Source organism: Pseudomonas sp. P5_B2, from assembly GCF_056400445.1.
Genome location: NZ_JBFULH010000122.1, coordinates 1 through 11,026 on the forward strand (window position 1 = coordinate 1; position 11,026 = coordinate 11,026).

At 60.0% G+C, this 11,026-nt stretch carries 10 protein-coding genes and 1 pseudogene; 3 read left to right on the top strand and 8 right to left on the bottom strand.

Annotated elements, in window-relative coordinates:
- From AC1DRJ_RS12580 to AC1DRJ_RS12590, 3 genes are all read right to left on the bottom strand, one after another.
- Positions 1-512, bottom strand: a 512-nt coding sequence (locus AC1DRJ_RS12580; RefSeq protein ID WP_477802436.1) for a DcrB/PsbP domain-containing protein, incomplete at its 3' end; no start/stop codon positions are given.
- 89 nt (positions 513-601) lie between these two features.
- Positions 602-1,273, bottom strand: coding sequence for a glutathione S-transferase family protein (locus AC1DRJ_RS12585; protein WP_477802437.1), 672 nt, complete (start codon positions 1,271-1,273; stop codon positions 602-604).
- Positions 1,274-1,356: 83 nt separating this feature from the next.
- A complete protein-coding gene (locus AC1DRJ_RS12590) occupies positions 1,357-2,148 on the bottom strand; it encodes a hypothetical protein (protein WP_477802438.1) in 792 nt (263 codons plus the stop codon).
- Positions 2,149-2,419: 271 nt separating this feature from the next.
- On the opposite strand from AC1DRJ_RS12590, the pseudogene AC1DRJ_RS12595 reads away from it, so the two are divergent.
- Positions 2,420-3,739: pseudogene (locus AC1DRJ_RS12595) on the top strand (Nramp family divalent metal transporter).
- Between the two features lie 292 nt (positions 3,740-4,031).
- Here AC1DRJ_RS12595 and AC1DRJ_RS12600 read toward each other — a convergent pair.
- Genes AC1DRJ_RS12600 through AC1DRJ_RS12610 form a run of 3 tightly spaced genes read right to left on the bottom strand, consistent with a single transcriptional unit; the run spans position 4,032 to position 6,625 of the window.
- Positions 4,032-5,213, bottom strand: a complete 1,182-nt coding sequence (locus AC1DRJ_RS12600) for an acetyl-CoA C-acetyltransferase (protein WP_477802439.1) — start codon at positions 5,211-5,213, stop codon at positions 4,032-4,034.
- Positions 5,214-5,224: 11 nt separating this feature from the next.
- Positions 5,225-5,890, bottom strand: a complete 666-nt coding sequence (locus AC1DRJ_RS12605; RefSeq protein WP_477802440.1) for a CoA transferase subunit B — start codon at positions 5,888-5,890, stop codon at positions 5,225-5,227.
- 36 nt (positions 5,891-5,926) lie between these two features.
- Positions 5,927-6,625: a CoA transferase subunit A gene (locus tag AC1DRJ_RS12610; RefSeq protein ID WP_310336326.1), complete on the bottom strand. Its 699-nt coding sequence runs from the start codon at positions 6,623-6,625 to the stop codon at positions 5,927-5,929.
- Between the two features lie 174 nt (positions 6,626-6,799).
- Between AC1DRJ_RS12610 and AC1DRJ_RS12615 the strand changes: the two genes are divergently transcribed.
- On the top strand, positions 6,800-7,702 hold the full coding sequence (locus AC1DRJ_RS12615; protein WP_477802441.1) for a LysR substrate-binding domain-containing protein: 903 nt from the start codon (positions 6,800-6,802) through the stop codon (positions 7,700-7,702).
- A 131-nt stretch (positions 7,703-7,833) separates the two neighbouring features.
- Here AC1DRJ_RS12615 and AC1DRJ_RS12620 read toward each other — a convergent pair whose 3' ends face one another.
- Both AC1DRJ_RS12620 and AC1DRJ_RS12625 read right to left on the bottom strand, forming a co-directional pair.
- A complete protein-coding gene (locus AC1DRJ_RS12620) occupies positions 7,834-8,676 on the bottom strand; it encodes an NAD-dependent protein deacetylase (protein WP_477802442.1) in 843 nt (280 codons plus the stop codon).
- An 88-nt stretch (positions 8,677-8,764) separates the two neighbouring features.
- Positions 8,765-9,811, bottom strand: a complete 1,047-nt coding sequence (locus AC1DRJ_RS12625) for a class I SAM-dependent methyltransferase (RefSeq protein WP_477802444.1) — start codon at positions 9,809-9,811, stop codon at positions 8,765-8,767.
- Positions 9,812-10,157: 346 nt separating this feature from the next.
- Between AC1DRJ_RS12625 and AC1DRJ_RS12630 the strand changes: the two genes are divergently transcribed.
- The gene (locus tag AC1DRJ_RS12630) at positions 10,158-10,997 is read left to right on the top strand and encodes an HvfB family MNIO-type RiPP peptide maturase (RefSeq protein WP_477802443.1); all 840 of its coding nucleotides are present in this window, start codon (positions 10,158-10,160) and stop codon (positions 10,995-10,997) included.
- Positions 10,998-11,026 lie beyond the last annotated feature (29 nt).

The window sequence follows — 11,026 nt, forward strand, 5'->3', positions numbered from 1 at the left end:
GAGATGACCTGAACCACGGCCATGCGGTTGCCGGACGCCGCCATCAGCGTGGTGTTGAGGGTCATGCCGCCACCTTGTGTGGCGGTACTGTCCACCTGGCGTAGCCCCAGCCCGGTCGCTTTTTGCGTCAGGCTTTTTTCGCTGAGTGTATTGAAATCCGGCAGGGCCTGGCGTTGTGCTGCGTCGAAATCGGCCACCGTACCGTCGAGAAACGCACCGTCATTGTCTTTGACCGTGACGTCTTTCGGCAGGTTGTTTTCAGCGGTGATTACCACGGTCTTGGTAGTTTCGTTGGTATACAGGGTGCCGATCGCGCCGTCCGGGCTGGCCGGCAGCGTGTCGGCGGTAAAGCCTTCGGGCAGGGTGAACGTGAACTTGTCGTCCAGCATCGAGACCTTCTGAGTGGACGATGTATTGCTATCAGTGGCCGTGGCGGCCTGTGCATTCAACGCGCCCAGACTGGCAACCGCCGTCAGCAACAGGACAGTGGCTTTTTTACTCAACAGTGACATGCAACAAACTCCAGGGATGATCGCGCTTTGAGCGCAATCATCCCATGGACGTTGTGAAGCATTCCAGCGCGGTAGCGGCTAGGCGCCCGTCAAGCCTGGTTTTGCGGGAACAGGTTGCGACGGGTTTCTTCGTCGAACTCGGCCTTGAGCACCAGTTTTTCTTTCAGGCCCTGAGCACGCTGTGCTGCCGGGCGGGCACTGATTTCATCGAACAGGCGCTTGACGTTCGGGTATGCCGCCAGACCGTTCTCGCCGAGGATATAGGGTGCGTAATTGGCCCAGCCCCAGAGCGCCATGTCGGCGATGCTGTAGGTGTCGCCGGCCAGGTATTGATGATCGGCCAGGCGCTGGTCGAGTACGCGGTAGTGACGTTCGAYTTCCTTGAGGTAGCGGTTTTTGGCGTAGGGCAGGTCTTCCGGCGCGTGGTGCAGGAAATGCACCGCTTGACCCGAGAACGGCGACAGGCCGGTGGCGACGAACATCAACCACGACAGCAATTCGGCATTGCCTGCAGCAGTGCTCGGCAGGAAGCGCTGATGTTTTTGCGCCAGGTGCAGCAGGATGGCCTGGGAATCGAACACCGTAGCGTCGCCATCGACCAATGCCGGAACCTTGGCGTTCGGATTGATCGCCAAAAAGGCTGGTAGATGTTGCTCGCCCTTGAAGGTGTCGACGCCGATCAATTCGTAAGGCGTTTGCAGCTCTTCAAGCAGCAGGGCAACTTTCATCGGGTTCGGCGAAGGGTGGAAAAAGAACTTCATGGTGTAGGCCTCAGTCGGGGTTGGTTTTGAACTGAGGCTGATGTTGAGGGAAACTCGTTCGATTGACGTACGAGGTTGTTGCTTTACTCGTTCGATCTTATCGAACGTGTTGCCACAGCGTTGACCGGTCGGGCTAATAGTTGCCGAGTCACCCCGAGCATGGCCACGGACACCGTTACGCCGAGGGCGAACGCACTCAGTCCCCAGTGTGGCAACGTCAGCGCCAACACCAGGCAAAACGCCGCGAACGAATACATGCCAGTCGCCGTGGCTCGCAATAGTGCGGCCGTAAACGCCGGCCCGCGGGTTTGCTGGGAAAACACCGCCATTACGCTGCCCAGCACCGGGAACACCGCAAGCAGGCCGCTCCAGCGTTCGCCGACGGTGCTGGCCAGCAGCGTGACGGCGAGGGTCAGCAGGGCGCCGGCCAGCATGCGCAACAGCAGTTTGTCGGACTTCGGTGCCGGACCGGAAACGATGGGCTGCACCTTGGGAAACAGGTAAGGCGCGGCGAGCAGCGCGGCGGCAGCGGCGATGGTCGAGAACACCAGGGATGGCGGGATCAGCGACAGAATGACCGCCGCCAAGGCCCAGACGGACAGCGAAGTTACCAGCGCCAACGGCCAACCGGCCCGTTGAGCGACTTGGGCATAGGTCACGCAGAAGGCAATCATCGCGAACATTGCCGATAACGCAGCCGTCGCCGATTGGGCAGCAAACACTTCACCTTGCTCGATGGCGAGGAAGAACAGAATCGGCCCGACCACCACCGGCAATCCCGACAGCCAACCGGCCACGCTCGGGCCCCAGCGTTTACCCGCCAGGGAAATCAGCAACAGAAACCCCGGAATCACCAGCAGTTTAAGCATCAGCACGCACGCGTCTCCGACCTGAGTGAGGCGGCAACGTTAGCATTGCGTGCGGTGAATTGCGCTATGGATTGGCACTTTTTGTATACAAAGCTGCTGATAATGATCGTTCCCACGCTCTGCGTGGGAATGCAGCCCGAGACGCTCTGCGTCCCAATCCAAAGCCGAACGCGGAGCGTCCGTTGAGGCATTCCCACGCAGAGCGTGGGAACGATCATCAGCTGCGGGCCAGCGAAGCGTCTAAGCTGCCTTTTTTCACCTGATTCTGGATGTGTATGTGAAATTCAGTTTGCCCAAAGTCGCCACGGCGCCGTTCTGCCCGCCGGAAGTGGCCGGCAGTGTTGCCGTTGATCCGCGCGCATCGTTCTTCAAACGTGTGCTGCGTTTCGCCGGCCCCGGTTTGCTGGTCTCCATCGGCTACATGGACCCAGGCAACTGAGCGACCGCCATCGAGTCCGGTTCGCGGTTTGGTTACAGCCTGTTGTTTGTGGTGTTGCTGGCGAGTCTGGCGGGGATGGTGGTGCAGTGTTTGTGCTCGCGCCTGGGCATCGCCACCGGCCGCGATCTGGCGCAGTTGTCCCGCGAGCGCTACAGCACGCGTACGGCACGCACTCAGTGGGTGTTGGCAGAAATCTCGATCATCGCTACCGACCTTGCCGAAGTGCTCGGTTGTGCCCTGGCTTTCCATCTGTTGCTCGGCTGTTCGCTGACCGTTGGCATCGCCCTGACCGCGTTTGACACACTGCTGGTACTGGCCCTGCAAAATCGTGGTTTCCGTCGTCTGGAAGCAATCATGCTGGTTCTGGTGAGTACCATCGGCGTGTGTTTTGTAGTCGAATTGCTGCTGATCAAACCTTACTGGCCGGACGTGGCGCGAGGCTTCATCCCGTCATTTTCCGCGATTGGAGACGCCGCGCCGCTGTATTTGGCCATCGGGATTCTCGGGGCCACAGTGATGCCGCATAACCTGTATCTGCACACTTCAATCGTACAGACCCGATTGATCGGCAAGGACCTGGCCAGCAAGCAGGACGCGGTGACACTGGCGCGCATCGACACCATTGGTTCGCTGGCTTTGGCGCTTATGGTGAACGCGGCGATTTTGATCCTCGCAGCGGCTGCGTTTCACAAGACCGGGCATACCGATGTGGTGGACATTCAGGATGCCTATCAGCTGCTCGATCCACTGGTCGGCGGGGCGATGGCCAGCGTGTTGTTCGGCGTGGCGTTGCTGGCTTCGGGGCAGAGTTCGACCTTTACCGGGACTATCGCCGGGCAGGTGATCATGGAGGGTTTCCTGAACCTGCGGATCCCGTGCTGGCAACGACGTTTGATTACCCGTGGGCTGGCGCTGATCCCGGCGTTCATCGGCGTCTGGCTGATGGGCGACGCGGCGATTGGCAAGTTGCTGGTGTTGAGTCAGGTGGTGTTGAGTCTGCAATTGCCGTTTGCGCTGTACCCGTTGATCCGCATGACCAACGATCACAAGTTGATGGGGCCATTGGTGAATCGCTGGCCGACGCGGGTGTTGGCGTGGGGGTTGTTTGTGGTGATCAGTGGGGCGAATAGCTGGTTGATTCTGCAGTTTTTGGGCTGACTGGGCTGGCCTGCTCGCGATGAACGATGACGCGGTCCCGGCTTGTTCATACAACCTGTAGCAGCTGGCGAAGCCTGCGTCCGGCTGCGAAGCAGTCGTAAAATCAGGAAATGTGGTGCATCAGGAAGTCTGTGTGCGCAGGTTTGGCGACTGCTGCGCAGTCGGATGCAGGCTTCGCCAGCTGCTACAAAGGATTTGTGTCGCGGTAGGACCCGGCGCGATGTGAATCACGCCGGGGTTGTTGCCAGGCTGCGCGGATCTTCGTGGGTCCCCGCGCAGTCTGATGAACGCTTTATGCCCTTTCGATCGCCAGTGCCACGCCTTGACCACCACCGATGCACAGGGTGGCGAGGCCTTTTTTGGCGTCACGCTTGATCATTTCATGCAGCAACGTCACCAGCACGCGGCAGCCCGATGCACCGATCGGGTGACCCAGCGCGATAGCGCCGCCGTTGACGTTGACTTTGTTCAAGTCCCATTCCAGGTCCTTGGCCACCGCCAGTGATTGCGCAGCGAACGCTTCGTTGGCTTCGATCAGGTCCAGTTGATCGATGGACCAGCCGGCCTTGCTCAGGCAACGACGTGTCGCCGACACCGGGCCAATGCCCATGATCGCCGGATCAACACCCGCATTGGCGTAAGCCGCGATGGTTGCCAATACCKGCAGGCCGAGGGCCTTGGCTTTGTCGGCACTCATCAGGATCACGGCGGCGGCGCCGTCGTTCAGCGATGAAGCGTTGCCCGCCGTCACCGAACCGTCCTTTTTGAACGCCGGTTTCAGCTTGCCCAGCGCTTCAGCGGTAGTTCCGGCGCGCGGCTGTTCGTCAGTGGCGAAGGACAGTGGATCACCCTTGCGCTGAGGAATCAGGATCGGCGTGATCTCATCGACAAAACGCCCGGCTTCGATGGCTGCCGTGGCTTTTTGCTGCGAGGCGGCAGCGAAGGCGTCCTGTTGTTCGCGGGTCAGGCTGTACTTCTCGACGAGATTTTCGGCGGTGATGCCCATGTGGTAATCGTTGAACGCATCCCACAGGCCGTCGCTGATCATGGTGTCGACGATTGGCGCATTACCCATGCGCAAACCGGTGCGAGCACCCGGCATGACGTAGTTGGACAGGCTCATGTTTTCCTGACCGCCGGCAATGATCACGTCGGCGTCGCCGCAGCGAATCGCCTGAGTGGCCAGGTGCAGGGCTTTAAGGCCCGAACCACAGACTTTGTTCAGGGTCATGGCCGGCACGGTGAACGGCAGGCCGGCCTTGATCGCGGACTGGCGCGCAGGGTTTTGCCCGGCGCCGGCGGTCAACACTTGACCCATGATCACTTCATCGACTTCAGCCGGATTCAGGCCGGTTTGCGCCAGCAGCTGGCGAATCACCGCAGCGCCGAGGTCTACCGCAGAAACGCCTGCCAGAGAGCCCTGAAAACTGCCAATGGCAGTCCGGGTGGCGGCGACAATGACGACGTCTTGCATGGAAGGATTCCTCACTGAGCGTCGAACTGCATTTCTGGAACGTGATCAGGCACGATCAGTTTGCCAGCGGTTTTTGCGACGATTTCTTCGATGCTGACGCCCGGTGCACGTTCCTTGAGAATGAACGCGCCGTCCTGGATTTCCATGTAGGCCAGGTCAGTCAGTACGCGCTTGATGCAACCGGCGCCGGTCAGCGGCAGACTGCAACGCGAGAGCAATTTCGACTCGCCGTCTTTCGAGGCGTGGGTCATGGTGACGATGATGTTTTCCGCACCCGCCACCAGGTCCATCGCGCCGCCCATGCCCTTGATCAGCTTGCCAGGGACCATCCAGGAGGCGATGTTGCCTTCGACATCGACTTCAAACGCGCCGAGCACGGTCAGGTCGATGTGGCCGCCACGGATCATGGCGAAGGATTCTGCGGACGAGAAAATCGACGCGCCGATACGTGCGGTCACGGTTTGCTTGCCGGCGTTGATCATGTCGGCATCGACTTCGGCGTCAGTCGGAAACGCGCCCATGCCGAGCAGGCCGTTTTCCGATTGCAGCATGACTTCCATGCCTTCAGGGATGTAGTTGGCGACAAGGGTCGGAATGCCGATGCCCAGGTTGACGTAGAAGCCGTCCTGCATTTCGCGGGCGACGCGTTGAGCCATTTGTTCGCGGGAAAGTGCCATTGTTGTTATTCCTTCATTCGGTCCGGGGGCTGGGGATCACTTACGCACGGTGCGCTGTTCGATGCGCTTTTCAAACGTGCCGCAAATGACTCGGTCGACATAGATGCCTGGGGTGTGGATCTGTGCCGGGTCCAGCTCGCCGGGTTCGACGATTTCTTCAACTTCGACCACGGTGATCTTGCCGGCGGTGGCGGCCAGCGGGTTGAAGTTCTGGGCGGTGTGGCGATAGACGACGTTACCGAAATGGTCGGCTTTCCAGCCTTTGACGATGGCGAAGTCACCGGTGATGGATTCTTCCATCAGGTACTGGCGGCCATGAAATTCGCGAACTTCCTTGCCGTCGGCGACCGGGGTGCCAACGCCGGTAGCAGTGAAGAACGCCGGAATGCCGGCGCCGCCTGCGCGCATTTTTTCAGCGAGGGTGCCTTGTGGGGTCAGGATGACTTCGATGGCGCCGCTCATCAGCTGCTCTTCGAACATCTTGTTTTCGCCGACGTAGGACGCCACGACCTTGCTGATCTGCCGGTCTTCCAGCAGCACGCCGAGGCCGAAACCGTCGACGCCGCAGTTGTTGGAAACGACGGTCAGGTCGCGGGTGCCTTTGCGTTTGATCTCGTTGATCAGGTTTTCCGGGATCCCGCACAGACCGAAGCCGCCAGCGATCACGGTCATGCCGTCTTCAAGACCTGCCAGAGCTTCCTCGTAGGAACTCACGCGCTTGTCGAAACCTGCCATATGCACCTCTTTTATTCTTTGTGGTCGGCTGGCTAGCCGTATGCGACGAAGTGTCGCGTCATTGTATTCATTTGTTAAGTTGTTTTTTTGGCTTGATTGATTAATAAAGCTCAATAATAGTGACTGTATTCTTGCAGCTTCAAGCTTATAGCTTACAACTGGAGCAAAGCGACTATGACCATCAAGCAGATCCGTGCATTCCTGGCCGTGGCCCAAAGCCTGAGTTTTGCCGTGGCCTGCGAGCGGCTGCACCTGTCGCAATCGGCGTTGAGCCTGACCATCAAGGCGCTGGAGGAGGGCCTGGGCGGGCGCTTGTTCACCCGCAATACGCGCAACGTGGCGTTGACCGCCGAAGGCGAAACGCTGGTGCCGCTGGCGCGTCGGTTGATCGCTGACTGGGACAATGCCGAGGACGAACTGCGCCAACGCTTCACCCTCCAGCGCGGCCGCGTGAYGCTGGCGGCCATGCCATCGTTTGCCGGCAACCTGCTGCCGCCGATCCTCAAGACGTTCCGCGCGCGTTATCCCAACGTCAATGTCACGGTCAATGACGTGATCAACGAGCAGGTGCTGGAAATGGTCCGAGACCGGCAGGTTGAGCTGGGCGTGGCGTTCGAGCCGACGCAGAGTTCGTCGTTGGCGTTCACGCCTTTGTATGTGGACCGTTTCGTTGCCGTCGTGCCGAAAGATTCTCCGTTGACCGAGCTTGATGATATCGACTGGCAAACGTTGCTCAAGGAGCCGTTCATCACTTTGCAGCGACCGTCGACATTGCGGGTGATGCTGGAAGAACATTTGCAGGCGCGGGGGATGAAATTGCCGGTGGAGTTTGAAAGCCATCAGTTGGCGACGGTGGGGCGAATGGTGGCCAGCGGCTTGGGCGTGAGTGCGGTGCCGGCGTTGTGTGCAGGGCAGATGCAAGAGCTCGGCGCGCGGTGCATTACGTTGCGCGATCCGGTGGTGGAACGGGCCATTGGCGTATTGACCCGGCCTGGGGTTGAACTGTCGGCGGCGGCGCAGGCGTTGTTCGATATTCTCAAGGAAGAAAACCTGGGTCAGCGCCTGTCTGCCAGATGAAAACCGCACCCCCTGTAGGAGTGAGACCGGCTTGCCGGCGATAGCGGATCGACATTCAACATTGATGCCGACTGATCCACCGCTATCGCGAGCAGGCTCGCTCCCACAAGGGGAATGGGTTTTGTTAGTATTTAAGTGGCTAGGCGCTGGGCCAGCAAGGGCAAAAGCTCTTCGCACGATCCCTCAATCTTGAAATCCAGAATGTCATCCGCCCGGGTCTTCCCCAGATTCATCGCAATCAATGGCTTGCCTTGATCCGCCACCGCCCGGCACAGCCGAAACGCCGAATACGCCATCAACGAAGACCCCACCACCAGCAACCCCGCAGCCTTTTCCACCGCCGCCATTGCCTTGGCCGCCGTTGCCTGCGCCACGTTTTCGCCGAAAAACACCACATCCGGTTTCATCCGCTCGCCTGCGCAATGCGGGCAGTGCGGCACCTGAAACCGCGCTTCAAATGTCGGATCCAGCAAGGTGTCGCCATCCGGCGCTTGTACCGCATCGACCCCGGCCAGGTAAGGATTCTGCGCTTCCATCAAGCGCTGAATGGCATTCCGTTCGCTGCGAATCCCGCAGTCCAGGCACAGCACCCGGTGCAGGCTGCCATGCAGTTCAATCACATCGTGACTGCCAGCCTGATCGTGCAGCGTGTCGACGTTCTGGGTGATCAGGCCGCTGATCTGCCGGGTACTTTGCAAACTGGCCAACGCTTMATGCGCGACATTCGGCTGTGCCAGGTGCACGCGCGGCCAACCGAGCATGGCCCGTGCCCAGTAGCGTTGACGTGATTGCGGGGCCGACAGAAATTCCTGGTACATCATCGGTTGCCGGCCACGTCGCACGCCCTGGTTGTCGCGGTAGTCCGGAATGCCCGACGGGGTGCTGATGCCGGCGCCGGTCAGCACCACAAACGGCTGGTCAGCCATCAGTCGCTGAAGCCGCTCGAGTTGTTCGCGCAGGAGGCGGTCGAGCATGTTCAACACTCCGGGGAGGGCCTTGAGTGTTTGCAGCGTAGCAGACCGATCACCCGGACAGCGCGTCTGTCCGGGTGCTGGCCGGCGTTTATTTACGCGCCTCCAGAATAAGGTTGAACGGGGTTTCCGTGGCGCGTCGGAACGTCTTGAACCCCGCCTCGGTGAAGACCTTGCGCAACCGCGCTTCACCGGCCTGGGCGCCGAGCCCGAGGCCAACTTCCTGGGACAGCGAGTTGGGCGTGCAAATGAACGTTGAAGCCGCATAGAACAGCCGTCCTACCGGGGTGATGTTGTCGTCGAGCGAGTCGTTGGCGAAGGGTTCTACCAGCAACACCGTGCCGTCCGGTTTCAGCGATTCATAGGCATGTTTGGCCGCACCCACCGGGTCGCCCATATCGTGCAGGCAGTCGAAGTAGCAGACCAGGTCATAGTCAGTGCCGGGGTAGCTCTTGGCGTTGCCCTGGAAGAACCGTGCGCGTCCGGCCACGCCGCCTTCTTCGGCGCGCTGGGTGGCAACCGTGACGGAGGGCGCGTGGTAGTCGAAACCGACAAACCGTGAGTYCGGGAACGCCTGGGCCATGATCACCGTCGAGGCGCCATGCCCGCAGCCGATGTCCGCGACTTTGGCGCCCGCTTCCAGCTTGGTCACCACACCCTCAAGCGCCGGCAACCATTCGGCGATCAGGTGCGCTTTGTAGCCAGGCCGGAAAAACCGTTCCGTGCCGCTGAACATGCACGGATGGTGATCGCCCCAGGCCAGGGCGCCGTCGCCGCGCATGGCCTTGACCAGTTTGTCCTTGTCATGGAAAAACGATGCGACCACGCCAATTCCGCCGGCCACATAGACCGGTGAATCTTCGTTCGCTAGCGCCAAGGCTTGTTCTTCCGGCAGGCGGAACTGGCCGTCGAGGTGTTCCATGTAACCGGAAGCCGCGTGGGCACTGAGCCATTCGCGCACCAGGCGCGGGTTGCAGCCGGTTTTTTCGGCGAGGGTTTCCGGGCTGATGAGCTGACTGTCGGCCATGGCCCGGTACAGTCCGAGCTCTTCGCCGAGGATGACGTTGGCGAGCATCGCCGCGCCACCCATGTCGTTCACCAATTTGCCCATGAAATCATTGAGTCTGGCCTCGTCCATCATGTGTGCTCCTTTGGCAGGATCACGGTCCAGAGGCAGGATTTATCGAGGCGTTCGCCTCTGGGCGGTGGTCGTTGGAATGAACAGGACGCCAAGTACGCCCCGGGTGCGTTAAGTTTAGTTCGTTGCCCGTGTGCCGCGGCCTGGAGCGACGAAACCCTCATAACCCAACCTCACTCCTACAGAGGATTTGCGTTCCTCCAGGGGATTGGTGCTGTGTATCGCACTGTATCTATCGCACCGCCGGATACAGTTCTCTCCAATACCCGAGCATTGCCGGACACAGCCTTGATACAGCGTTTCGATTGACTGTGATTCCACTTCGGCAATCATTGAGATCGACACCATGCAGACCTCTTCCACATCAACCAAGGCCAGCGTCGGGCTCGGCCTGCGTCGCGGCTTGATGAAAGACCTTCTGGCCGCTCGCACTGGCGATTTCGACTTTCTGGAAGTCGCGCCGGAAAACTGGATCGGCATCGGCGGTGCCCATGGTCACGCGTTGCGCGCACTGGCCGAGCGTTTCCCGTTGTCCTGTCACGGCTTGTCGTTGTCCCTCGGCGGGCCGGCGCCATTGGATGTCGGGTTTCTGCAAGAAGTCCGGGTGTTCCTCGATCAGTACAACGTGCCGCTTTACAGCGAGCATTTGAGCTATTGCAGCGATGACGGTCACCTTTACGACCTGTTGCCGCTGCCCTTTACCGAAGAAGCGGTGCATCACGTTTCCACGCGTATCCGTCAGGCCCAGGACATTCTCGGCCGGCAGCTGGCGGTGGAAAACGTTTCCTACTACGCCGCGCCGCAGCAGGACATGGACGAGGTGACCTTTACCAATGCCGTGTTGCGCGAAGCCGATTGCGACCTGTTGCTGGACGTCAACAACGTGTACGTCAACTCGATCAATCACGGTTTCGATCCGCAGACGTTTCTGGCCGGTATCGACGCCAGCCGTGTGGTGGCGATGCACGTGGCCGGGCACTTTGATGAATCCGACACCTTGAAAATCGACACCCATGGCGCTTCGGTGAAACCGGTGGTCTGGACGCTGCTGGCGCAGGCCTATGCCCGGTTCGGTGCGCAACCGACGCTGCTGGAACGGGATTTCAACTTCCCGGCGTTTTCCGAATTGGTGGCCGAATTGCAGACCATTCGCCGCTTGCAAACCGAGGGGGTGAACCGTGGATAAGCCAAGTCTGTTTCAACAACAAACCACCC